Annotated in this window: 22 protein-coding genes; 3 read left to right on the top strand and 19 right to left on the bottom strand. The window is 31.2% G+C overall.

Features of this window, described 5'->3' with window-relative positions:
• Nucleotides 1-363 precede the first annotated feature (363 nt).
• Nucleotides 364-1530, top strand: coding sequence for a thiolase family protein (locus tag SYNTR_RS04245; protein ID WP_156203359.1), 1167 nt, complete (start codon nt 364-366; stop codon nt 1528-1530).
• A 1-nt stretch (nt 1531) separates the two neighbouring features.
• Nucleotides 1532-1921 (top strand): Zn-ribbon domain-containing OB-fold protein, encoded by a 390-nt coding sequence (locus SYNTR_RS04250; protein WP_243140233.1) that lies wholly within the window; start codon nt 1532-1534, stop codon nt 1919-1921.
• Between the two features lie 31 nt (nt 1922-1952).
• Here the strand turns inward: SYNTR_RS04250 and SYNTR_RS04255 are convergent, their stop codons facing one another.
• The 7 genes from SYNTR_RS04255 to SYNTR_RS04285 all read right to left on the bottom strand — a co-directional run bounded on the left by SYNTR_RS04255 (nt 1953) and on the right by SYNTR_RS04285 (nt 8386).
• Nucleotides 1953-2684 (bottom strand): RluA family pseudouridine synthase, encoded by a 732-nt coding sequence (locus SYNTR_RS04255; protein WP_156203360.1) that lies wholly within the window; start codon nt 2682-2684, stop codon nt 1953-1955.
• 263 nt (nt 2685-2947) lie between these two features.
• On the bottom strand, nt 2948-4423 hold the full coding sequence (locus SYNTR_RS04260; RefSeq protein WP_156204693.1) for a protein adenylyltransferase SelO: 1476 nt from the start codon (nt 4421-4423) through the stop codon (nt 2948-2950).
• Between the two features lie 423 nt (nt 4424-4846).
• Nucleotides 4847-5368 carry a nitroreductase family protein gene (locus tag SYNTR_RS04265; protein ID WP_156203361.1) on the bottom strand — a complete coding sequence of 174 codons (522 nt, stop codon included), beginning with the start codon at nt 5366-5368 and terminating at the stop codon, nt 4847-4849.
• A 36-nt stretch (nt 5369-5404) separates the two neighbouring features.
• Nucleotides 5405-6319, bottom strand: a complete 915-nt coding sequence (locus tag SYNTR_RS04270) for a ketopantoate reductase family protein (RefSeq protein ID WP_156203362.1) — start codon at nt 6317-6319, stop codon at nt 5405-5407.
• 253 nt (nt 6320-6572) lie between these two features.
• On the bottom strand, nt 6573-6764 hold the full coding sequence (locus SYNTR_RS04275; RefSeq protein ID WP_156203363.1) for an acetyl-CoA hydrolase/transferase C-terminal domain-containing protein: 192 nt from the start codon (nt 6762-6764) through the stop codon (nt 6573-6575).
• 80 nt (nt 6765-6844) lie between these two features.
• The gene (locus SYNTR_RS04280) at nt 6845-7882 is read right to left on the bottom strand and encodes a glycosyltransferase family 2 protein (RefSeq protein WP_197079193.1); all 1038 of its coding nucleotides are present in this window, start codon (nt 7880-7882) and stop codon (nt 6845-6847) included.
• 213 nt (nt 7883-8095) lie between these two features.
• Nucleotides 8096-8386 carry a glycosyltransferase gene (locus SYNTR_RS04285; RefSeq protein WP_197079194.1) on the bottom strand — a complete coding sequence of 97 codons (291 nt, stop codon included), beginning with the start codon at nt 8384-8386 and terminating at the stop codon, nt 8096-8098.
• A 132-nt stretch (nt 8387-8518) separates the two neighbouring features.
• Here SYNTR_RS04285 and SYNTR_RS04290 point away from each other — a divergent pair, with 132 nt between their 5' ends.
• Entirely contained in the window at nt 8519-9121 is a 603-nt protein-coding gene (locus SYNTR_RS04290; protein WP_197079195.1) for a DNRLRE domain-containing protein, read from the top strand.
• A 479-nt stretch (nt 9122-9600) separates the two neighbouring features.
• Here SYNTR_RS04290 and SYNTR_RS04295 read toward each other — a convergent pair whose 3' ends face one another.
• The 12 genes from SYNTR_RS04295 to SYNTR_RS04350 all read right to left on the bottom strand — a co-directional run bounded on the left by SYNTR_RS04295 (nt 9601) and on the right by SYNTR_RS04350 (nt 24809).
• On the bottom strand, nt 9601-10938 hold the full coding sequence (locus SYNTR_RS04295; RefSeq protein WP_156203367.1) for an acetyl-CoA hydrolase/transferase family protein: 1338 nt from the start codon (nt 10936-10938) through the stop codon (nt 9601-9603).
• Nucleotides 10939-11303: 365 nt separating this feature from the next.
• Entirely contained in the window at nt 11304-11996 is a 693-nt protein-coding gene (locus tag SYNTR_RS04300; protein ID WP_243140259.1) for an NAD-dependent epimerase/dehydratase family protein, read from the bottom strand.
• Between the two features lie 384 nt (nt 11997-12380).
• Nucleotides 12381-12944, bottom strand: a complete 564-nt coding sequence (locus SYNTR_RS04305; protein WP_243140234.1) for an RNA polymerase subunit sigma-24 — start codon at nt 12942-12944, stop codon at nt 12381-12383.
• Nucleotides 12945-13016: 72 nt separating this feature from the next.
• A complete protein-coding gene (locus SYNTR_RS04310; RefSeq protein WP_156203368.1) occupies nt 13017-14315 on the bottom strand; it encodes an McrC family protein in 1299 nt (432 codons plus the stop codon).
• Complete coding sequence (locus SYNTR_RS04315) at nt 14312-16591, bottom strand: AAA family ATPase (protein WP_156203369.1); 2280 nt, start codon at nt 16589-16591, stop codon at nt 14312-14314. The genes SYNTR_RS04310 and SYNTR_RS04315 overlap by 4 nt, the downstream gene beginning before the upstream one ends.
• 98 nt (nt 16592-16689) lie before the next feature.
• Nucleotides 16690-18699 carry a restriction endonuclease PLD domain-containing protein gene (locus SYNTR_RS04320; protein ID WP_156203370.1) on the bottom strand — a complete coding sequence of 670 codons (2010 nt, stop codon included), beginning with the start codon at nt 18697-18699 and terminating at the stop codon, nt 16690-16692.
• A gap of 107 nt (nt 18700-18806) precedes the next feature.
• The gene (locus SYNTR_RS04325) at nt 18807-18962 is read right to left on the bottom strand and encodes a hypothetical protein (RefSeq protein ID WP_156203371.1); all 156 of its coding nucleotides are present in this window, start codon (nt 18960-18962) and stop codon (nt 18807-18809) included.
• Nucleotides 18963-19201: 239 nt separating this feature from the next.
• Nucleotides 19202-20851, bottom strand: a complete 1650-nt coding sequence (locus SYNTR_RS04330) for a competence protein CoiA (protein ID WP_197079197.1) — start codon at nt 20849-20851, stop codon at nt 19202-19204.
• A 215-nt stretch (nt 20852-21066) separates the two neighbouring features.
• Nucleotides 21067-22059, bottom strand: a complete 993-nt coding sequence (locus SYNTR_RS04335; RefSeq protein WP_156203373.1) for a helix-turn-helix transcriptional regulator — start codon at nt 22057-22059, stop codon at nt 21067-21069.
• 87 nt (nt 22060-22146) lie between these two features.
• Nucleotides 22147-22899: a diguanylate cyclase gene (locus tag SYNTR_RS04340; RefSeq protein WP_156203374.1), complete on the bottom strand. Its 753-nt coding sequence runs from the start codon at nt 22897-22899 to the stop codon at nt 22147-22149.
• Between the two features lie 158 nt (nt 22900-23057).
• A complete protein-coding gene (locus SYNTR_RS04345) occupies nt 23058-23579 on the bottom strand; it encodes a hypothetical protein (protein ID WP_156203375.1) in 522 nt (173 codons plus the stop codon).
• A 246-nt stretch (nt 23580-23825) separates the two neighbouring features.
• Nucleotides 23826-24809 (bottom strand): hypothetical protein, encoded by a 984-nt coding sequence (locus tag SYNTR_RS04350; RefSeq protein WP_156203376.1) that lies wholly within the window; start codon nt 24807-24809, stop codon nt 23826-23828.
• Nucleotides 24810-25186: the final 377 nt, after the last annotated feature.

A 25186-nucleotide genomic window follows, 5' to 3' on the forward strand; every position in this document is an offset into this window, starting at 1 on the left:
AATAACAATTAGCTATCTTATTGGCATATATTACATTTTAGCAGAATTTAATTAAATTATAATAGAAATTATATTAGGATTATAATTGTAATATAATTACATTATGATTCTGCTGCAAAAAGTAAATACAACAAACTTAAGGCTGAGCAAACATGTTTATCTAAGTCCCGAATAGCAAGGCGTGGTGCATAGATCACGGCTAAGTATAAATAAAAAATCATTTTAGATAATAAGTGCTAAGCTAAAATGAAGGTAAAGACCGATGAGTGGCGTGATAAACATGTTTGCTCAGCCGATTCCATACTCTAAGTTTAGCTTTTTGCAGTGGAATCATTATTACTTTTTGAGAAAGGAGAAAAGCACATGAACATTAGCAATAAAGCTATAATAACAGGAATAAGTGAGCTTAAACCTTTAAAAGAAGCGGGGGGTAAAAGGACTTTAGATTTGCTGGCTGAATCTGCATTACTTGCTCTAGAGGATGCTAATTTAGAAAAAGGTGAAATTGATGGATTAATAGTTACTCCACCCACTGAGGATAGTTATTTCATGTGGCCTTCACAGGTTGCTGAGTATTTGCAATTATCTCCAAATTTTCTAGATATGATTGAGTTAGGAGGTGCAAGTGCAGCAGCTAGTGTAGCTAGAGCTGTACTAATGATTGATGCTGGTATTTGCAATAACTGCCTGTGCTTAAGTGGTGGAGTGTGGGATAGCCAAGTTTTTAATAGCTTAGATGGGAAAAAAGCAGTAATGTCTCAAGCTGAAATTGACCATGAACTTCCATATGGACCAATGGGCTTTAATTCTGCTTATGCCATGATTACCCGTCGTCACATGTGTGAATATGGTACTCGGTCAGAACAATTAGCTAAAATACCTGTTGCTCAAAGGGTTAATGCATTACTCAATCCTAATGCACTATATAATGATAAAAAAATAACTGTAGAAGATGTATTATCATCTCCATTGATTGTTGACCCAATTCATTTATTGGAAATAGTAAGACCGTGCAGTGGAGCTGCTGCTGTAATAGTAAGCAAACAGCCCAATAACAAATCTCGAACTTCTGTTTCTATTTTAGGCTTTGGTGAATCCTATACACACAATTCAATAGTATATGCTCCCAGTATTACAGATAGTCCAGTAAAGTTTGCAGCTGCCAAAGCTTTTTCAATGGCAAATCTTCTTCCTCAAGATATTAACTTTGTTTCAATATATGATTGTTATCCAATTGCTGTATTGATAACTTTAGAGGATGCTGGCTTCTGTCCAAAAGGTGAGGGAGGAAATTTTCTAGAAAATAACGATTTAACCTATAATGGTAACCTACCCTGTAACACCCATGGAGGTCAACTTTCTTTTGGACAAGCATCTTTTGCTGGCGGAATGTCACATATAATTGAAGCAGTACGACAATTGCGAGGAGAAGCAGGCAAGCGCCAGGTGAAAAATAACAATTTGGCTTTTATAAATGGAAATGGCGGAGTACTCAGTACACAATGTAGTTTAATCATGGGGAGGGTTTAATTTGTTTAATTATAATGAATTTTACTGGCAAAAAATAAATAAAAATGAGCTTTTTATGCAATACTGTTCACCTTGTAAATGTTTCGTTTTTTACCCCCGTGAACGTTGTCCACATTGCTTAAAATCAACATTGGAATGGAAAAAAATGAGCGGAAAAGGAAGAATCTATTCATATACTACTGTACACGTAAGTTCATTGCCTGATTTTGACAATAAGACTCCTTATATTTATGCAATTGTTGAACTGGATGAAGGACCAAGAATGCCTACAAATATTTATAACTGTTCCCCTGAAACAGTTAGTGTCGATATGCCGGTAAAACTAGACTTTATCGAAAGAAATGATAAAAAACTACCTATTTTTGTCCCATTTTTTGAATTAGAAAAATGAAATTATGTTCAGCCGATTCCATACTCTAAGTTTAGCTTTTTGCAGTGGAATCATAATTATGAAATACATCTTGATTTATATTTAGAAAATTTGAAAATTTATCCCAAGGGTGTTGGTTTTCAATATAACTAGTAAATGTTATTACTTCTTTTAATGTTGGATGCCTAAAAGTTATTTTATAGGAATTGAGAGCTATTTGCTTTCTCCGATTATTATTTTTCACCCCATATTTTTGATCTCCATATAAAGGATACCCTATTGTAGCAAATTGGACACGAATTTGATGTGGTCTTCCAGTATGTAAATTTATTTTGACTAAACTAAAATCTTGTTTTTTATCTATTACCTCATATTCAAGTATAGCTTCCTTAGCTTGTCTTACACTCTTACTAACAGCACTTACTGTATTTGTTTTCTTATCTTTTAATAAATAATGTGTTAATATGTCCTTACTCTTTAAGGTGTTACCATGAACAATTGCAATATAGGTTTTTTGAAATTCTCTATTTCTTATTTGATTTGACAATCGTGAGGCAGCTTTTGATGTTTTGGCTAATACCATAACACCCCCAACAGGTCTGTCTAATCGATGAATTAATCCTAAATAAACATTACCTAGTTTATTATATCGTTTTTTAAGATCTTGTTTTAGTAAACTTAAAATATCTGCATCTCCAGTTTTATCACCTTGTGATAGGATATTAGGAGGTTTATTTATTACCAATAAATGATTATCTTCAAAAATAATTGGTATTTTGATCATAGAAAACACTCCTCTTCTTAACACATAGAACTTTCTTTAATACGGGATATTAACTTAATAGACATGTACTATTTTATTATTTAACATAGCACTTCATAAAAAATTATGCAAAAAATCATAAAATTCTTATTTGCTTACCTTATAAAAATCTATCATATTGTTTTAAAGTAATAAAAGTTTTAACAAAACTAATTGTTTATCATAACCAATTAGAAAAGAATATTATTAATAAACTACAGTTTAACAATTCCAATAAAAATATATCAAGTACCGCAAAAAGTTCTATAAGGACGGTTTGATGGTTCAGGCAATGAAGAATAATCAGCCTGTTTTGGAGAGTGGGCGTAGGGTTTTAAAAGCACTTCAAGAAACCTCTCCATTACACTGTAGTCACCATCTTTTTCTGCTGCCTCTATTGCTTCTTCTACTCTGTGGTTTCGAGGAATTATCGCAGGATTGCTATTTCTCATTAATTGATGAGAGTCAGTTTTAGTTTCCTGTTGTCTATCTAGTCTAGATTGCCACAACTCATACCAATTAGTGAATTCTGTAGTGCCAAAAAGGTCTGTATCCTCTAGATTATCAAAAGTTAATGCAAGAAAGGTATTAGTATAGTCGGCACTATACTTTTCCATCATAATAAGAAGTTCTTCAATTAAGGATTCATCATGTTCTTCTTCGTTAAATAATCCTAGTTTCGCTCCCATTCCACTAAGCCAATCACTATGATATAATTTGGGGAAAATCGAAAGTGCATCTTGAGCTATTTTAATAGCTTGCTCCTGATTATCATGTAACAATGGCAATAAGGTCTCAGCAAATCGTGCAAGATTCCATGCGGCAATATTAGGTTGATTACCATAGGCATAGCGACCATGCTTATCAATAAAACTAAAAACCGTTGCTGGGTCATAAGCATTCATGAAAGCACAAGGACCATAATCAATTGTTTCCCCACTAATGGTCATATTGTCTGTATTCATAACACCGTGGATAAAACCAACCAATTGCCATTTAGCAATTAACATAGCTTGACGTTTGATAACTTCCTGGAGTAAAAAAAGATATGGATCATCTACAGTTTTGGCTTCCGGAAAATGTCTTTGTAGAGTATAATCAGCTAGTATTTTAAGGTCCTCAAAAGTACCCCAATGTGAAATATATTGGAAGGTACCTACACGCAAGTGACTAGCTGCTACTCTAGTTAGAATTGCACCAGGTTGTTGGGTTTCACGGATTACATGCTCACCAGTTGTCACCACCGCTAGGCTACGGTTAGTAGGAATTCCAAGTGCATGCATAGCTTCACTGATAATAAATTCGCGTATCATTGGTCCAAGTACTGCTCGACCATCACCACCACGGGAGTATGGTGTTCTTCCTGAACCCTTTAGTTGAATATCAAAACGCTCACCGTGTGGAGTAATCTGTTCACCAAGAAGCAAAGCTCGGCCATCCCCTAACATTGTGAAATGCCCAAATTGATGTCCAGCGTAAGCTTGAGCAAGAGGTAATGCACCATCAGGAATCAAATTACCAGCAAACACCGCTACACCATCATTAGTTTGCAGTGCTTCTACGTTTAAACCTAGGGATGTTGCCAATGTTTTATTTAAAATAATCAACTCTGGAGAACGTACAGGAATTGGGTTAATAATAGTAAATAATGATTGTGGTAAACAAGCATAACTATTATCAAAATTCCATCCTATTTTATTAATTTCTTTTATCTCTGTCATCATATCGCCTCTTTTTTATCTTTTTGTGTTTAGTTTTATCATTATAAGTAAAAATAAATCATTGATTCTGCTGCAAAAAGTAACTACAAAGAACTTAAGGCTGAGCAAACATGTTTGTCTAAGTCCCGAATAGCAAGGCGTGGTGCATAGATCACGGCTAAGTATAAATAAATTTTACTTTAGATAATAAGTGCTAAGCAAAAATGAAGATAAAGACCGATGAGCGGCGTGATAAACATGTTTGCTCAGCCGATTCCATAGCCTAAGTTTAACTTTTCGCAGTGAAACCAATCATTGAATTATTATTTTTTAAAATATAAAAAATGACTGCTCTATGCTTTAGAGAACAGTCATTAATTATTTGTTAAAAAGCTAGTATTGTTCTATACTCAAATGAACATACCACTATGCTTTCAACAAACTTTAAAATTTGTTGAAATGTAGCTTATCGTAAAGCAAATCACTTTCATCATATGGTTTTTTATGTTCTGCAGGGTAACCTATAGCGATTATACATTCAACATGATACTTTTCAGGAATTTCTAATATATTTTTGATATAATCCTCGGCCATTTGATTTTCGGGGTGTTCTCTCATTCGAACCTGTATCCAACAAGAGCCAAGTTCTAATGAGTGAGCAACCAATTGCATAATAATAGCTGTAATAGAACAATCCTCTATCCAAACATCACACTTTTCAGGATCTGCAATTATAACAATTCCTAAAGGTGCTCCCGCTAAAAAACTAGAACTGTGTTCCCTACAATTTGATAGCTTTTCAAGTAATTCTTTATCAGATACAACAATAAACTCCCATGGTCTCCTTGAACGTGAAGATGGGGAAAGCAAAGCACTTTTTAAAATTATGTCAAGCTTCTCCTTCTCTACTTCTTTATCTGTATATTTTCTAATACTTCTTCTAGTTTTCAACAAGTCAAATAGCATCAAAACAACCTCCTTTTTTCTTAGTCAAAAGGACAATCAGGCTTTAAATCCAAATTTTTTTGCAATCATTTCATAAGTCGGTACATTAACACCATATTGTTTTCCCAAAAGCACTACCTCAAAAATGAGACCTTGTATCTCGGAATTCTTACCTTGTTTTATATCTCTCTGCATCGAAGTAGTAGCTGTGGGTGATAAATTAGCGAGAATCTCCAGATTGGTTTCCACTATATCTACCGTGAAATGTATGCCCATAGCTTTTGCCAGTGTATCAATCTCACGCATCAACGCAATAAAAGTATCTCTTACTTCCCCTTCCTGTTGTGCTGCTCCAGCATTAATATCATAATATATGCCACAGGCAGCCATAGGGGATACATAAGAGAATTTCTGGAGTGCATCTCTTTTAATATTATCAGATACAATGCCCATTATACCACTATCCTCCAGATCTTTAGCGACTTGTTCAAGGACAATTCGATACTCATCTGGTTTTCTCACACCATATACAATCCTAAATATATCTCCTAATTGAAGAATGGTACCAGGTTCTTTAATTTCTGCAGATACATAAATACATCCATCTGTCACTAATATATCCGGTAACAGTTCCTGCATCCTGCCCCCAGTACCATATATATTTAGTACAGGAATTACAACAGTATCTTTATGAGCTACTCTTTTAATAAAGGGAATCGTTTCATCAATGGAATAACCTTTCACACAATTAAATATCACATCAGGTTGATCGTTATAATCAGCCATATTATAAGCTTTCATGGGAAAGACAGTATAATTCCCTTTACTTGTAGTCTCCATTTTTAAGCCATTTTTTTGAATTGCCTCTAAATGTGCTCCTTTGTCAATTACTGTAACATCTTTACCTGCCTCTGCCATAAATGCCCCAATACTTCCACCTGTACCACCAGCTCCAATTATTAAATATTTCATTTTATTACCTCCGCTATTTAAAAATAATTCACTTAAGCCAATTTTTCTGTGGCACATATTACAGTTTAATAATTATCTGGTACTAATAATGTATTTTCCTTTTAATGTTATTTTACAATATTATATATAATTGCCCATTATCCTCTTTTGTTTCCTTCATTATTATAATTTTTTCCTGTAGCACAGAGGGTAGGACTGGGGATGCTTCTCCTGTCCTACACAGATTCGATATTAATATTATGGTTAAGGCAAGCTAACCTCCAGGATAAAAGTTTTTACGCATAGTTGCACGCAGCTCACCTCTTAAATCTAGATGAGTAATTGCTATCAATTCATTTGCCCGTTCTTTCCTTGTCCTATATTTTAAATCAGCAACACAGTATTGAAACAAGCACATATGGACCTTTCTCTCCCGACAGTTCCAACGCCTTTCGTGTTTCTTCAAGCATGGTATCTATATCCCTTGGACTATTTGATGTCTCACTCCAGCTGTAACCTGATTTTTCTACTACTGCAATCCTGTATTTATCTATCATCCTCATCCATATTTGTTGGGATTAGGTCTACTTTTGAAATCCAAATACTGTCGTAATGAAAAATCGGTTTATAATGATTCCCCCACATTTGTAGGGTTTTTTTAACTATTTCTTCTAATTGATGATTACATTCTTGTGCATAGTGATGGGTGACATTTTTGTTATGTCTAATCTGATTGTAAAAGAGCTTATCAATCCAAATAAAATCAAATTTATCTATAAGCGATACCATTACAGCATAATCATCGGGTAAAAGTCTTTCGTTTTCAATTATATCTTTTGGCCAACCTCCTATATAATCTAAGGCTTCTTTTCTAAAAAATCGGGGACAATGTGTTTGCATCAAGGCTAACATTTCATATTTATCTTTATATTGAATGCCTTTATATATAGGACCTTCGTGCAATATACCTTCTTTATCTATCCATATTTTGCGATTACCATAAGCTAATGCAAAGTTATTAGCTAGTTTATCCATTTCCTTTACTAAAACTTCTAGAGTATCTGGCTCTACCCAGTCGTCACCATCTAATTCCATTACATATTGACCTAAAGCATATTGCAAACCAATATTTAAACATTCAACTTTACCGCGGTTTAAAGTTAGATGTACAGGAATTATTCTTGAATCATAAACGGCATTAATCTTTGTCCATGTATTATCAGTTGAGGCATCATCTATTATTATTAAATGAAAATTTGTATAGGTTTGATTTAAAACACTATATATAGTATTAGTTATGAATTTACTTACATTATATGCAGGTATAATTACCGAAACTTTTGGTATATCGCCACATTTTTTTCGATGATATACACTTGCATACGCACTTTTCATAGAGATTTTTTCTTCTTTATTTTTGTATGTTACAGAATACTCATTATTTATTCGATATTCCATAAGTATTTCTTCAATAAACACCTTATCTCCAACTTCTAGTAATCTCATCCAAAATTCATAGTCTTCTACATTCTCAAACCTACTATCATAATTACCTGCTTTATCATATGCATCTTTTTTAAACAAAAATGATGCACCGATAAAACAATTTTGGACAATTTGATCTTTTGGCCTATTCATAAACTTAACCATAAATTCTTGGTCTTGATTTAATTGTTTTCCTTGTTCATTAATTATCTCAAATAACGAATATGCTAAAACAATATTCTCATTTTTTTGTTCTAAATGCCTAACTAAAGTTGATAAAAAGTATGGATAGTGTTTATTGTCACTTGATATCTATGTGAGGTAGTCACAATTGGAAAGACATGAGAAGCCTTCATTTAATGAATAAGCTATTCCTTTATTAGTAGATCGTTCTAAAATTTTAAAAGGCTTTGGGAATTTTCTTAAAGCATTAAATAAAGCCTGTTTAGTACTTTTATTAGCTCCATCAATTACTATAACTAATTCAAAATTATTATAATCCTGAAGCTTCATTGAATAAATACATTCATATACGTATTCCGGTTTTTGGTCATATATTGGCAAAACAACTCCAACCTTTTTTATCTTATCGTGGATTAACAAATCAATCACCCCGGACACTTTTATAATAATTTATGAGTTTTACAGATATTAAGTGTATAAATTATGAACATTTATTAGTCACAAACCATGTACTTAACACATTTAATATATAAAAAGTACTGGGGGGATTATATGCAAAACGCTACTGCTTCCATAACTTTTCGGCCATCTCAAGATGCCTATATTACTCAGTTTTATCCTGAAATAAATTTTGGAAATGAACCATATTTATACACTGGACCTTATCAAGATTTAAATGATTGTTATAGGTGTTTACTTAAATTTGACATGACAAATGTAGGCTCAAATTATTTACCACCTAATAGTACCATTTGTTCTGCCTACCTAATACTAAAGATTTATCGCAATGAATTACCTTATGAAATACCATTATATGCTTATCGTATTTATGAGCAGTGGGATGAAGCCAATATTATGTGGGCAAATCAACGCGAAAAGTCCATAGAATTCTATGGTAAATCTTTGATAACTCCAGAAAATAATGATTATATTACAATTAATATTACAGATCTTGTTAAAGGGTGGTATACAGGATGGTATGTTAATAATGGCTTAATATTATCATTTGAGGAAAGTGTAAAAGGGTTAATTGGGTTTTATAGTAAGGAGTGTCCTAATACGAAATATTGGCCTAAGTTATTAGTTTATTACTATCAGAATTGTTGCATAACAAATTCTAATAAAACCTGTTATCCTGGTATAGTTTTAGAGTAAATTAAAAAATAAAATATATTATTAGCAATACTAATAAGTTTATTAAAATGCTATTTAGCTAAGAACAGAGAACCGTCAGTGGGTGTGAAAACTATTTTCCGATGCATATTTATTTAAATTAGCGCATATTATGCATTTGCACTTTCATTTTTCAGGCTAACATAAATGTCGCTTGTATAATTATGCAATACCCAAAGGGTTTTCACACAGTCTGCCGTCCCCTGTTCTGTTCTAAAATATAAAAAATGACTGCTCTATGATTTAGAGGACAGTCATTAATTATTTATTAAAAAGCTAGTATTGTTCTATACTCAAATAAACATACCACTATGCTTTCAACAAACTTTAAAACTTGTTGAAATGAAGCTTATCGTAAAGTAAATCACTTTCATCATATGGTTTATTATGTTCTGCAGGGTAACAGGAGAAACATCCCCTGTCCTACACAGATTTGATATTAATATTATGGTTAAGGCAAGCTAACCTCCAGGATAAAAGTTTTTACGCATAGTTGCACGCAGCTCACCTCTTAAATCTGGATGAGCAATTGCTATCAATTCATTTGCCCGTTCTTTCCTTGTCTTATATTTTAAATCAGCAACACCGTATTCAGTAATGACATATTGTGCATAGGTTCTGGGTACTGTTACCGGACTTCCAGTCGGTAACTCAGGTACTATTGAAGATACAAGACTACCATCTTTCATCTTTCTAGCTGAATTCAATAATGTAATTCCTTTACCGCCTTTAGCCCAATAGGAACCAATCATAAAGTCCAATTGTCCACCAGATCCACTTATTTGTTGATGTTCTATTCCCTCTGCGTTGATTTGCCCACTTAAATCAACCATTAGGGCCATATTCATTGTAACCATATTCGGATGTTGAGCAACTATAGCAGGATTGTTTGTATACGATGCAGGGTAAAATTCACAAGACGGATTTTCACTAACATAGTCATACATATCTTTATCTCCCATACAAAACGTAGCAACTGTTACTCCTTTATGTATTGGTTTTCTTTTGTTAGTTACAATACCCTTTTCTACTAACTTTTGCAATCCTATAGGAAACATTTCAGTTATAACTCCTAAGTCATGTTTTCCTTCTAAGCCACTAACTACCGCCTCTGGTATACCACCTATTCCCATTTGTATTGTATCTCCATCGTTAATTAACTCTAAAACATATTGGGCAATTGTTTTTTCAATATCTGTTGGCTCTCCCCGACCGAAAGATGGAATTATGGTTGAATTTTCTACGAAATAATCAAACTCAGAAATATGCATCCAGTTATCTCCGTAAATAATTGGCATTTGTTCATTAACTTCAGCGATTGTTACACGCTGTTTCCCAGATTCCCTACCTTGTCTTATTGCTTCCATGGTATAAAAATTTGTTAATCCCAAATTAACATAACCATGCTTATTAGGTGGTGTTACCATAGTTATAAATACATCTGACTTTTCCGAGTATTTGTAAGCTAAATCAAGAGTGGTACTCGGGTAAAAATCTGCCTGTCTAGTTTTTCCCATATTTCTTATAGTAGCTACTCCAAAAGTTGGAGCATAGTTAATATGTCCATCAATTTTTCTCATATATTGCGGGTCATAAAGTTTGGAAGGACGTAGTTGTACTGAATCACTAATTCTAACCTCTCGTAGTTCTTCGTAACGTTCCAAAATTGCATCATACATATCTGCGGAACACGCTCCAGCTGCCAATCCTACTCCAACGAAATCCCCAGATTCTATTGTGGCTGCTGCTTCTTGTAAAGAGACTGACTTTTTATTATATTCCTGCTTCCAATTCGACATATCTTATCCTCCTTATATGTAATGTTAGCAAATCGAACAACTCTTTTTGCCATTAATTAACAACGATTAAATTATTGAATGCTTTTAATGACAATTAACCCGATATTTCTTTTTAGTTATTCATTTAATCTAACAATAATACAAAATTCATTTTCTGCAAAGTTATTAGTACTATTTTTTGCAAAAATAATATTATTAAATCTTTATATTCCATCTTACTTTAAACATATTTTTATTTAGAATAAACGCATTTACTTATCATCACTAAAACCGCAATGCCTCGACCAACTATTTTAAACCCCTTCGTTTGTTCCTTGATATTTAATAAGCTATTAATGATAAAAATTAGGAACAATGAAAACAACTTATGATATTGAATCATTTTCTGCAATTTGACTAATTATAGATGAATTGTAGATATAGGCACCACTTTTTTCTTTTTTAGCTACTTTATACATTGTACAGGCAACCTTTTTACCCTCTATGGGTTTGTATGATTTCATTGGCCCTTTAAATATAAAAGGTATAAATCTTGTAATTTTAGCTGCTGTATATTCACCTAATCTTAACTCGTTTCTATCACCTAAAAGTAGAGATGGTCTAAAAATTTGTAGCCCATTTAATTCTAAGCTACATAGGGCTTCTTCAAGTTGTCCTTTTACGCTATTATAAAATATCATTGAATTAGCATTTGCACCGATAGTTGTCACAACCAAAAACTGTGATACTCCTTTATTTTTTGCCCATCTTGCTAATGCAAGTGGATAATGTAAGTCAACCTTTGTAAAAGCATCTTTAGATTTTGCCTTTTTCATAGTAGTTCCTAAGCAACAATAAACATGATCAACTTTATTATCTATTTTATAAGATTCTATTTCTTCAAAATCAATTACTTTCTCCTCTAATTTTTTATTAGAAATGTTAGTGTGTTGCCTAACCCAGATAATCACCTTGTTATATTCATTTGATTGTAAAAGTATTATTAAAAGTTCACTCCCCACTAATCCTGTTGCACCAACTATTAATGCAGTTTTGCCTTCATTGCTAATACTTTTCACCTCCAAAATTGTTTAAAAAAAAGTAGAACAGGGGACCGTCCCCTGTTCTATCCTATTCTACTAAGCCTAGATATAGCCTATCCCCTCTCTATCAACACGACACACTCGACGTGTGATTTGATAAAAAAATGATACAAAAACGCGTCACTGTGGGATTTTGCGTAAATATATACCCACCAAAGATGTTTTTTCCTATGGGGGTTCCGTTAACTAGCATAATAAAAACAGTAAGCGGCATTTGTTAATTGTATTATGGCAAAACTGATTCTTAAAATCTTTAATATAACCCATTATTTAATACTAATTAAGTGTTTTGCTCAATTGCGTGATACTTAGCAAGCGAACCCTTGCGCTTATAAAATATAACAGCATACCCCCATTTTTTTAGTAATCCTTTAGATATGAAAGCAATAATTCTTCTAGCCACTTGGGTATAAACTCAACACTTTTTCGCTTTAAGATTTTACCTAATATTTCAGCTCCATCTTCTTCTTTAAAGAACCTATTTCTAACATAACAATCGTTACTACAAAATTTACTGTTATTGCTTTGCGATATATATTGTTTTCTACAGTATTGACACCATAATTTATATACTTTTCGATTATTCTTTTCCCAATCTCTTTTGCAATCAATGGAACAGTATTTTTTCTTTTTACCTCTTTTAGATTGGACCAGTTTTGAATCACATTGCAAACAGTATACATATGTCTTTTCATTTATCAAATTCAAATTATGTTGTTCTGCCAAGTCAGCTCCAAAGCCATTTATTCCATTCCTTTTACAATAACCTCTGACAACATCACGTGATAAACAAAGATTTGCCGCTATTTTTTTGTATCCTTGACCTTGGTTTCGCATAACCCTGATTTGATATTTTTGTTCTTCTGTCATTATCACATCAACTCCTTGACTCGTATTCATCGCTTCATAATAATTACTTGTCAAGGAGTTTAATGAGCAATACTTATTAAATTAAAATTATTACTATATAACTAGATATTGCTTTTTGCCTTGTATTTAACTGCCAAAAACAATATTTTTAATATACTCTTCAGCCTTGTATTTTTCCCTACTAGGTAAATCAATAAATTCAGCTACTTGGTGTAATGAAACTGGTTGAATCATAACCTCTGCATATTTATTTCCATTAACAGGGTTCTTAATATCAATTTTCTGTAATTTCGCTGCTTTAGACATTGACGGATATAGTATTTTAGAATTATTATTTCCAATTCCACTTACAGCATATATTGATAGCTGATATAGCCAACCGCTCGGAAGCTTTGTCTCCCATAGATCTCTGTATTTTGCATCGAGTAAACATACTACTTTGCTTCCCTTTATAACTGCATAATCTGGACGTGGTTTTGGTGCAGTATTGCTTTTTGGGTTGTATCCCGGAGTATAAGAAAATAATTCATGTAGTGTATATTCATCTCTTATTATGTAGCCGTTTAAAAACTCTTTCATAAGTTTTGACAATAAAGATTGGAAGAACATGTTCATATCAAAAAAGAAGCCATTTAATTTCATATAAGAAGTTCCATCTTCAAGTTGAATACCTTTTGATTCAAATAAAATATTTATTAGTTCTAGTGCAGGCCTATAATGCTCACTTAACCGATTAATACTTTTTATTGTTTTATTTAATATAGTTCTGTTTAATTCTATATGGGTAATTTCATCACCCATGATTTTACAAAGTCTGTGAAGTTGCATTTTAATGTTTAAATCCTCTGTTAAATCAAGAGCTAAATGCAGACCTGCTAAAAGCACCTGGTTTAAATCATTGTTTTCACTTCTTGCAAAATAGGTACAAGGAAGTGTTGCACTAATAGAAGCAGAACGCATAGTTAACTTATTAAAATTTATTCGCCCCCTTGGCGATTCTAAATCCGCCTCATTTTTCTTATACTTTTTATTAAGCCCCCTATATACTAGTTCATTAATTTCTGCATATAGCTGATAGATAAGAAGATCATAAAATGGGAATGAATCTATATCGTGTATAGCACTTTCAAATATATTAAAATCTCGAAGCCCATAAGCATACTTAAGTAATTTGTAAAGGGGCATACCATCAATTTTGGGATGAATGTTTATTTGAAGTTCTCCAATATTAATTTTACCAACATAAGAATTTGATAAAATCTTAATACCATTTTTCAATTCAACGATGTTCAAGATTCCTTTATTATTCAAAATTTCTACAGTACGTCTAGAAGGCTCATCTTCTAAAAATCTGTTATATAAGAGGTTTCCCTTTTCCGGTAAGATTTCTTCCCACTCTTTTATATTTATGGTTAATCTATTCATGATTCCTGCACTCCACCAATGTCTTCATTGTCTATTTCGTAATCATCTTCATCATTTTCTTCTTGCTTTACAGATGATGATGTAGCTATTTCAGGTTTCGGTTCTAGAAGAGCTGATATTAATTCCGATTTATTTGTAAACTTAAATAAATCATGATTGATTTCTTGAGTTGATGTGTTAACAAATCGACTACCAATTATCTTAGATATCGTATGGTAATCTCCATAGCAGTATTCCTCAATTAATGGAATTACATCTTCTTGAATAACTTTCCGAAGTTTATCAAAATCCTTAATAGGATGGTCTTTTTCCATAAAGTATGAGTGCCCAATTTGGAGATTACGAGCATCACGCCCAACGTGCTCAACTACTCTTTTATTTAATTCTGAAAGCCATAGTCCCATTGGCAGGTTTTCGATTGTTATTTCTGATAATAGACTATAATCTGGCATAAGTTCAAAAAAGCCAAATCTTCTTCGCAATGCAACATCTAATAAAGCTATGGATCTATCTGCAGTATTCATAGTACCAACAATAAAAACATTTTCAGGAACACTAAATGAATCACCAGATAAAGGTAATATCATTTCCTTTCCTCTTTTACCTGTTTCAATAATAGTAATCAACTCTCCAAATATTCTTGATATGTCACCCCTATTTATCTCATCTATGATTAGGTAGTAATTTTTATCACTGTTGTTTACGGCCTCTTGACAGATATTTTTGAATATACCATCCTTCAAACTAAAAACAGTTTGACCATTTGATATACTTGGTTTAATTCCTTCAATAAAATCTTCGTAACCATATGACGGATGAAAACAACAGAATCTAACAACTCCTTTTGATTTTCCATCACCTAGTAAATACGCTTTTTCATCATCATTTGTCTCCGCATAAGTTTTTCTAAAAGCTTTTCTAGCTGCAAGTTCAAGACATGCTTTTTCCGCCCAATATGTTTTTCCCGTTCCAGGAGGCCCATAAATAATAACTTGATTTTTTCTTTGAAGTATTTCTTCAATTCTTTTGATGATTCCACTCAAACTTTCAAGTGTTCTCTGAGGTTGTTGTGGGAATTCTTTAATAGGTTCTGCACTATTCATTAGCCCTTCAATTGCTATAAGATTGTCATAATTTTTATATTGATTAACGGTTGTCATAAGACCTTCACTAGGATTTGGCAGTTTTTCATTAACATTTATAAACCACCTAACATTTAGACAGTGTGGAAATGATAGCCCCTCTTTATATTCATAATCTCCTATTACTCTTCCTATACCTAGTATTTTTTGCCCTTCAGCTGCTATAACTATATCTTCTTTTTTTATATCTTTATAAAATGATAGTATCTGATTTGCTGTTCTACCGATAGCTTGTGGAGTATTGGGATACTTTTCTGAAAGTTGATTTTTCAGATATTCCTTTGCTTCTTTATTACTCATATTTTCAAGATTATTAAGATCTCCTAGTTTAGGCCACCCTATTGATACATAACCATCTTTAAGCATTTGTGCCCAATAGCTTTGACTATCGTCAGTTGTGCCTATTCTCCAATAATTATGAGGTGAACCAAATAACTTCATTAAAACTCCGGTAAAATAATTTATTGGCATATTTAGTTGAGTTGCTAATCTCATATATTGCCCAGCTAAGGCATATCTACCATATGGTTTTAAAGGTTTTTCATGCATCTTAATTAAATAAAAATTTTGCCACTCAACAGAATGGAAGTCATCTATTTTATCTGGGTAAATCATATGATAATATTTATGTACCCAACCTAAATTTCCTAAATTATCTAATTCTTTATCGATTTTCTCTTGTAATTTTAGATATGTTTCATCTTCATAATTATCCCCTATTAAACTAATAAGTTCTGCTCCTTTTACCAATAAATCACGTCGTTCCCTTGCAACAATGATTGCTTCTTCTAGGTCAAGTTCTCGCATATCTTTTGAGCTACCTGTTATCCATTTTCCGTCCTCTTTTCTTTTATAAATACCAAATTTTAAGGCACTCCCGCCACCAATTCCTCCATATCTATTTGTTTGAAGTTCATCATCATTTTTAAATTCTAGCCAATACACTAGACTATCTCTATTTCCGTGATTAAAGATTGTTTCAAGTAATATTTCTCCATCTAAATTTTTTAATTTAGCAGGAGCAAATTTGTCCTTAAATATTTCATAGCCTTCTTTTAGTCTGTCTTCTGGAAGAAATTTGTCTTCCGCTAACATCTTTTGATAAATTTCAATTATTTTATTTTTAAAATCCATATTAGTAAACCCCTCCCATAGAATTTAATTACTCATTTTTATTTGCTAAAGTTTAACGTTCTTTAGACATTTTTATAGATTTAATTATGATAAAACCTTTACCTATTAAAAAACTTCATAAAACTATTCTTTTTAAAGTCAATATTGAAAAAATCTACCGCTTTATCTAAGTTCATTATTACTAATGTGTTTGATTTACGTGCCTCTAAATCCTCAGGAAGTTCTTTAATAATGCGGTCAGCTTCCCATGTTGCCCCTGCATTAAAAGTTAATTGAGAATATTTCTTGTTTACTTCAAAAGCCTTTCTATTTAACTGCCACGCTGTTCGAATATTCTTAAGCGCTTGAGATGCAGTTACTTTTTCACTAAAATAATCATCTAGTGATAACAAGCGAATATAATCAGGTAGCTCTCTTGTAGCATATTCTGAAATAATCTCATAAACAATTTTTGAGGATATATGTAAGATATCTGGTGCCCCTTCACCCTCCTCCTCCTTGAGAACATCAATTAAATTTGGCATTTCGGACATCATTCTTCGGAGATACTCGCGATAAAATGCTGTACCGATATTCTTTTGGATTCTTCTCACAACACCGGTTTTCATTAATTCTGTATTCTTTAATCCTGCTTGAACATGACAAAGTATTGTTCTCCTTGTTACTTCTGGTGCTACTGCCTTAACATCTTCATTAGCACTTATAACAACCGCTGGATACGTATTAATATTATCAACAATACCAAAATCATCGTTTTTTATTGTTTCTATAGCATGTTGGCTAAACCTTGCCTGAGTTAGGTCATCCACAATAATAGGAGCACCTTTAACTGATCTTTTTAATCCATCTATTGTAGAACGTGTAAAATCTGAAGCAGCAATTTTAGTTTTTTGCCCTATCATCATTTTTAATAAAGTTTCTAAAAAGCTTGTCTTACCTGCTTTACTCTTACCATATACTAAGCCAAATACAGGATAAGGAAGTAAGTTGTGGTTATATTTAACAGCCATGTTTCGCATAATAGCCATAAATGGTGTTGTGAAGAACCAATTTGCAAAGGCATAGTAATTTAATTGCATACCTATTACATCACCATGAAATTTTTTATAACCGTCCATATATTCCAAAAATAAATCAACATCATTTCTAATTTCCTCTTTTGTAGGATTCAAATCAACAACATTATCATTTAAACTAACTTGACCAAGAAAAATATCTATAACTAATTGTGGGTATTCATTACGTAATTCTTTCTCTTTTATATTTGCATCTACAACTCTTTTTCTTGTATGTATTACATTCTCAGGTGTTAATATAATTTTTCCCTTTTTATCAGCTTTGGGCATAAAAGGTGTTAGTTTGTTCACCAAATTATTTACATCTAAAACAAACTTAATTTCATCTTTTAATTCTGGCTTTGGTTCAATTATCATAGCCTTTTTTGTTTTTACTGTTTCCATAACAGGAATTTCATTAAGATTATCTCCATCGTTACCTAATTTCAATGCAGATACAGATATATCATCTGAACTAGTTTCTTTAAAATCATCAAAACTTTCTTTGTACCACTCAAAAGCACGCTCTCCATCTATGTAGCAAATGTTTTCTCGCTGTTGTCCAGAAAAAGCTGCATTAGACATATTTGCCGAACCCATAATTACACGTTTTTTTCCGTTGTCTGATTCCAATAGATATATTTTCTCATGCGATAACTGTTTACGTGCTACAAACATTTTTAATTCTTGATTGTCAATTTTGCTTATTATATCAACCTTTTTTTTATTAGAAGTTGTTCGTATCCTCTCAATTGTTTTAAGTTGATATGCCATTATTTCTTGTAAACTATAGGTCATTACACCTTCAAAACCAAATATTATTTCTGCGTATTTAAAATGCTGAAGCAAATCAGATATAAACCCTATACCAGAGGAATATGTAATTGCATAAAGTCTATCATATCCAGAAAACAGTTCATCCCAATTTAATTGTTTCGCTTCTACAAACTCCATCTGTACCACATCAATTTTTTTAGAATTGGTAGAAGGGTCATCAAATAAATTTTCATCTTGGTTTTCTTCTATATTAAATAATGAAATGTTCTCTTTCATGATTTCTATTCCCCTCCTAAAAATAATTTTTTTAGTTTAGTTTTAAAATAAGGTTACACTAGACTCTTTAATCTTAAACAATAGCTATTTTAATAACCTTTATTAATTTAAACTAATCTAAATCCCGCTTCCTTTAAGTCATCTACTATTGATATAAGGTCTTCACTACCGCTATTAACTTCTGGCACAAAGTAACGATGCACATCATCAAATGTATCAAACATACTGTTTAAAAAGCTTTTCTTAAAATCCTTATCTCCCATAAATAACTATGCAAATCGCCAATATGAGATATTCGCCTTTCATTGACACTTGTTTTTTTAATGGGGCACTTTATAAATTTGTTACTTAATTATAGTAATACCCCTCGTTACCATCGTAATCAACTGGTACTGCTAATTCTAACTAACAAAGAATAGAGATACAGCTACTACCCTGATCAATCATTTCACCATTTACTAAAAAAATAGCTAGTGCAATGGTAAGCATAAATAATTTTCTATTAGTATAACCTGAATCTGTCTAGTGTCTGGGAGGTAGAGTGCATGTTCTCGTAATTTGCTAAATCCAAAGAAATATTTAATTGTTTTTCAATTCTCAATTTTATCTTAATAACTATACTAATCTGTTTATCTGTAAGCATCTTACCTTTTTGAAAAAGTTTTAACTGATTTCTAAGAAAATTTAATTCCCATTCATTAACTAACTCTTGTTTTTGTTCTATTAAATAAACCAAATAGGGCAAAAACTTAATGTTATTTTTAGTCTCTTCTATTATTTTTGTAGATTTTAGAGATTTTTGTCTTAAAAGTTCATTAAAGTTCTCCAATGAATTATAGGATTCATCATCAGCATACTCTGATAATGCTTTACTAAGTATCGCATTGTCCTCCAAATCATTGTAAATAGGCAGCTCATCACAAATTATTCTGTGGTACTTACTATCATAAAAACTAATTTGCTGTGTTACTCCAATTTCGGAAAGATGTTCAAAAAAATTATAAATTGCAAATGAGTAATGCCTATTCTCATTTCTAGATACATACTTAACTCTGAATATGCCCTTATTAACCATAGATTTAAATTCTTCATAAACTTTAGGTACCCAAACTTTTTCTTGCTTGGATATTTTTTTATATATAAAATTATCATAAATCCAGAGTTGCCATAAATAAGGCGGTGTAGCAATTAAATCTGAACATTCAGTATCAATGTGTAAAATCGGTGGAAAGTTATTTTCATTAAACCTCAGTTTATTGCAGATAACTTTAAATTGTTTTTTTTCCTTTTCAGTCATTAATTTTGTAGCTTGTAACCGTTCCTCCTTAATATCATGAATGTAAGTTTTTGCTTTTTTCTCTTTTTCCATTTGTTTGCGTTTCTGCTCTTGTTCATAACGAAGTTGTTCTTCTTTTGCTTTAGCCTTTTCTTTTTCTAACTCAATTAACTTTGTATGTTTCTCTTTGGTTATTAGCATATCTTTAAAAATGTATACATCTTTAAATTCACAGATAATTTCATCACAGATAATAACAGTATCAGAGTGGTAATAAGATTCTTTTTTATATAAAATCCTTATTATTTCAGTATCAGGGTTGAGGTAATAAATACCTTCATATGCAGAATAAACTTCCTTTTCAAAAGAGCATAATTTATGTTTTTCGTAATCATTTTGATTTTCTGTTCTACCATAGGAGTGCATAGAACCGCCAAAAATCCATATGTCCTTAACTCCCGCTTTTTCATATAACAAATGTCTATCCAACCATACTTGATTAGAAATCTTAGAACATTGAATTTCAACTGCCCAAATTTCTCCATTTGAATGAATAATAGCAATATCTGAACGCTGGTTTGTTTGCTTTATACTATATTCTAATTCAACTTGTGCTTCAGGATATAGTTTTTCAAAGTGTTGCTTGATCAACAACTTCCCTTTTTGATGTTCTAGTGTTTCTGGCTCATGATATAGGTAACTACATTCGGATTTATGCGCAAAGTGTTTAATCTTTTTTTCCCCAGCTCGAAAAATCATACTGCTATTACATTCAGGACAAAAAAGTTCTCCATTCTTAGACATAGTCTTAAGCTTACTAACATTATCGTCCAAAGCTGATATTCTGGTTCCATATTTATCTTGGACTATAAACAATATAATTCACCCCGCAGCATCTAGTTTAATAAGCTTGCTTATGTGTATGGCTCAACATTAACTTTACTATTACTAATTATTACAAAGAGTAAAGTGTAAAATTTCTTGTTTAAATTAACTTCCTTTATTTAATAAATAAATGTTTGTCTTTATTTTAGTATTGCAACATAGACAATACATGTCCATGTTGTATATTATCTATAGTTTTTTCTAAACTATTTATAAAGTTGTTTCATCTTGAAAGTTGTCTCCTTCATTTCCTCCCTAAACTCCTTTGGTTCTAATACCTCTAAACAGTCACCCTGGCTTAAAAACCACATCTTAATTCCCTGCCCAAAAACCTCTGCTTCCAAAATGTATTTACCTTCTTCATACTGTTCAATTACTTTAGCCGTAGGAAGCCGGTCTAAAATAGCTTCTATTGATTTTCCCCAGTACTTAAATTTAATTTTAAGAAGTTTACCGGTCTGCATAAACTGAACTCTTTTTCTAAATTCACCTTCTTCAAAGCGATCACAATATGGTATATGAAAATGTTCATCCTTTATCGTATAATCTTTAATCCTGTCTATCCTATAAATTGTTGGAAATTCGTATATATGTTCATCAAAATATGCTATTAGATAAAAGTAATATTCTGAAAATACTATCCCTACTGGTTGCAAATTGCGTTTAGCTGCGGTTGTACTTGCTAAACTTGAATATTCTATACTAATAGCTTTTTGTTTTTTTATAGCAATACTTATATCCCATAGAATATTAAAAATAGATTTGCCGTGTTTAACTGGTATGTAGTGAAATAATTCATTTGATATAATTTCTGTGATTTGTTTTCTTTTGGTAGGTTCACATTGAATAATTATTTTGTTCACTATATCTTCTAAATCTTGTTTGGGGAAAGCTCTACTTTCAAGTAAAATCCTGCTCATAGCTAAAATCTCATCTGGTAATAGCCAGTAGTTGTCATGCTTATCTAAAATATAACCTTTCTTACTATTGCTATATATAAGTTCAACTGGTTTATCGCTAATATAGTTCTCACTAAAATAAGCCCTTAATTCTTCTAAATCTCTTTGAATAGTTCTCTCGTTTACTTGATACTTAATAGCTGTTTCCTTTTTATTAATTACTTCTCCCTGACATAGCTTTTCAAACAAAGATATGATTCTAAAAGACTTATTAGCTGAGCTTTCTTTAAAATCTCGCATATTTTATACCTCATGTCATAATATGTATTATTCTCTAATATTTGATGTAAAGGTTTTATTTTCCTGTTTATTGTAAGTGAATATTTCCTAATTTTTTATTTGTTGTTTGTTCTGATACATCCTTCTATCTGCAAAACTAATTAATTCTTCAATATCATAAGTATCTTCTGGATAGTTGGCTATTCCAATACCTAAACTAACACCATATACAGATAATTCAGAGTTATTTAGAGCAGTAACTATTCTTTCTTCAATTTCTTTAGCGTCTATGATATTTGTATCAGGTAAGATTAGTATAAATTCATCTCCTCCATATCTAATAAATAAATCTCTTTTTCTTATATTACTTTTAATTGTTTTAACTAACTTTTGTAAAAACTTATCCCCTATCTCATGACCAAGGTTATCGTTAACATTTTTAAAGTTATTAATATCCATGAAAATCACTGATAAAGATGAATTATCTTTTTTGGCTTTTTTAACACATTTCTTTAAGATTCTTTTCAAGTTGTTTTTGTTGTAAATACCAGTTAATGAATCATAGGTTGCAATATAAGCTAGTTTTTTTAATGCTTTGTTAACTGAAATAGCTAAAAGAATAATACCACTAGCTAGAAGAAATTCTAATACATTTTTATAACTTACTCCCTCCATAACCTGACTAGATAATATAGAAATAGTAATTAATAAAAACCCAACAATAAATAACATCATTAATTGTTTATCCCAGTTTATTAACTCTATCTTCATAAAAGTTATTAAGATACTTATAAGGCCTAATATAATAGCAGTTCTTGTGAAAACAAATATAGTTCTATCTAAAAGTAAAAAATCAAACATTGTATCACTTCCTAATGTTGTTAATACAATAATACCTAATACTCTTAGACATATAGTGTCTATGTATAAAAATAAACCACTATTGCATTAAACAATTGTGGCTTTGAGTTAAGTATATAATTGTCGACTACTTATTATTTTTGTATGTCTTGTAATGCTCAATCAATTACCTTGTTCTGTTTATCTAATATTTCATCATAAATTCTCTTTGCATATATCTCAGAGAGTATATTTGAACTTTTATCTTGTATATATGGAATGCTAGGTATTATTGAAAAACATTTCATTCTTCTTTTATTTTTACCTCTACCCGTAAAAGTAGGTTCAGATGTATCCTCAGATATTTGAATTTTTATAATATTAATTGCTTCTAAATAATTTCCTTGAATTGTTGCATTATAAATTTCAATACCATTATTATTAAGAACCTGCTCTAATTCTTTTAACTGAAAACTTAATAATTCATTAATTATATCTTTTTTCTTGTTTTTATTAGTATTACTCTTAATAGGCACAACAAAGTCCTCAAACCTTTGATCGTGCAACAAATCTACATGAAAGCTCACTGTCAACTTATATACCATTCCATTAACAAAACTATCTTTACGTGTTTCTATCACATTGTTTAATTCTTGACTTAAATTTTTATCAAATATATCAGTGTTTAATGTATATTTCATATCAGCATCTCTCCTAGGTGTTTTATATACATTTATTTGCTTTTAACCAAACTAATATACGTTTATTTCCTACAATAACAACAAACAAACTGATTGAGCTATACTTTACAACTCAATCAGTTTGTTTTACTAATAATTAACTTTTTATTATGTTTACTTTATTACTATACTATATTTGGTTTATCAAATCGCTATACGTACATGGCCAAACCATTATTTGTCAAAACGTGTCTTGATACCCTCCCACTACCTTCTATTAAATATAGAAAAATGACTACCTTGTTTTAAATATATCATTCTATATGGATTACTACTTGGGAAATCAACATTTGCTTGATTAATATATACAAAATCACCAATCTTAAAGTTTTCATTATTTTTCCATTCTCTTAAATAATGATGGTTAATAAAATAGTATTGTAATTCATCATTTTCAAAATAATAATATCCTATAATTTGATGAGGGAAAAGTGCATATTTAACCATAACTTCATTATGAATATTTCGGTACCAATTTACTCCCATCCTTTTTAGTTCGTTTCTTACATAATCTGCATTTCTATAAGTATGGTTTTCTTCAGAAACAAGCTCCCAATAATCTAAAATAACAAATGCTTTATTCTGTATTTTATTTATAGACTCTGGAAATCTTAGGTTCCCAACGCCATAAAGATATGCATTCTTATATCTGTTATTCCCCATAGATGTTGAAACCCATGGACTTATTGCACTAAACTTCTTATTACCACCTGTATGTAAAGCAAAACCTAACCACTCTTTAATAAGAAGTAAATCATCATACAAATCAGTATCTATAATTTTTTCTCTAATTTTATCTATAACTTCTTGTGATTCTGCCTTATTATTTTTTAAATATTTTCTGCAATGATATGAAATTTCTTCTTCATACAAATTAAGCAGTCTAAATAGCATTTCTTTATTTACTACGTCCGGTTCCAAAAATTCTCTAACTTCAGAGCTTTCAAAAAAAGCGTGCATGGATTTTTGTCCCCAATCAAAAATTATTTCAGGAGAATTAATTATTGATTTGAGAATTAATCTTCTACCCTCGCCGCGAGCTAATTTTATAATATTATTATTATCTTCAGATATTAGTAATTGATTTTTTAAATATTCATTATCTAGATTAAGCAAATCAGGGTATTGGGATTTAAAACACGGTATGGAATTTATAAGATTCTTTGGTTGTAGATTCTCAAATATATTCACACTAATCATCCTCATCTCGTGAACAGTTTATATTCCATTCAAATTAGCAAACTATTAATTTTACACTATTAGGTAGTTAATTATTTTTTTTCTTCAAAAACTAAAAAATCCCTTCTTTTCCATTATTATAATTTCACTAATAGCTTTAAGACATAATTAATCATTCAACTGATTTCTATATTATTCAACCTCGCACTCAACTTCACTTCCATCAAGCAAACTAAAAACAACTATTCCCCCTGTTGTTTTGCACAATAAACTAACCACACTTTAGCACATTAAAAATAAATAAAATCCGTTTTAATCTGCAAAATTAGCAGATTAAAATTCTTTAAAAACCAAAGTTTTGCAAATTAAAACAATTAAAAAAGCCGGTA

Source organism: Candidatus Syntrophocurvum alkaliphilum (genome assembly GCF_009734445.1).
Taxonomy (GTDB): Bacteria; Bacillota; Syntrophomonadia; order Syntrophomonadales; family Syntrophomonadaceae; genus Syntrophocurvum; species Syntrophocurvum alkaliphilum.

What these genes read in the sequence shown, in the direction of transcription:
- SYNTR_RS04245 (WP_156203359.1), top strand. Translation starts at nt 364, where the DNA reads ATGAACATTAGCAATAAAGCTATAATAACAGGAATAAGTGAGCTTAAA.
- SYNTR_RS04255 (WP_156203360.1), bottom strand. Translation starts at nt 2,684, where the DNA reads ATGATCAAAATACCAATTATTTTTGAAGATAATCATTTATTGGTAATA.
- SYNTR_RS04260 (WP_156204693.1), bottom strand. Translation starts at nt 4,423, where the DNA reads ATGACAGAGATAAAAGAAATTAATAAAATAGGATGGAATTTTGATAAT.
- SYNTR_RS04265 (WP_156203361.1), bottom strand. Translation starts at nt 5,368, where the DNA reads ATGCTATTTGACTTGTTGAAAACTAGAAGAAGTATTAGAAAATATACA.
- SYNTR_RS04270 (WP_156203362.1), bottom strand. Translation starts at nt 6,319, where the DNA reads ATGAAATATTTAATAATTGGAGCTGGTGGTACAGGTGGAAGTATTGGG.
- SYNTR_RS04290 (WP_197079195.1), top strand. Translation starts at nt 8,519, where the DNA reads ATGCAAAACGCTACTGCTTCCATAACTTTTCGGCCATCTCAAGATGCC.
- SYNTR_RS04295 (WP_156203367.1), bottom strand. Translation starts at nt 10,938, where the DNA reads ATGTCGAATTGGAAGCAGGAATATAATAAAAAGTCAGTCTCTTTACAA.
- SYNTR_RS04310 (WP_156203368.1), bottom strand. Translation starts at nt 14,315, where the DNA reads ATGAATAGATTAACCATAAATATAAAAGAGTGGGAAGAAATCTTACCG.
- SYNTR_RS04315 (WP_156203369.1), bottom strand. Translation starts at nt 16,591, where the DNA reads ATGGATTTTAAAAATAAAATAATTGAAATTTATCAAAAGATGTTAGCG.
- SYNTR_RS04320 (WP_156203370.1), bottom strand. Translation starts at nt 18,699, where the DNA reads ATGAAAGAGAACATTTCATTATTTAATATAGAAGAAAACCAAGATGAA.
- SYNTR_RS04325 (WP_156203371.1), bottom strand. Translation starts at nt 18,962, where the DNA reads ATGGGAGATAAGGATTTTAAGAAAAGCTTTTTAAACAGTATGTTTGAT.
- SYNTR_RS04335 (WP_156203373.1), bottom strand. Translation starts at nt 22,059, where the DNA reads ATGCGAGATTTTAAAGAAAGCTCAGCTAATAAGTCTTTTAGAATCATA.
- SYNTR_RS04340 (WP_156203374.1), bottom strand. Translation starts at nt 22,899, where the DNA reads ATGTTTGATTTTTTACTTTTAGATAGAACTATATTTGTTTTCACAAGA.
- SYNTR_RS04345 (WP_156203375.1), bottom strand. Translation starts at nt 23,579, where the DNA reads ATGAAATATACATTAAACACTGATATATTTGATAAAAATTTAAGTCAA.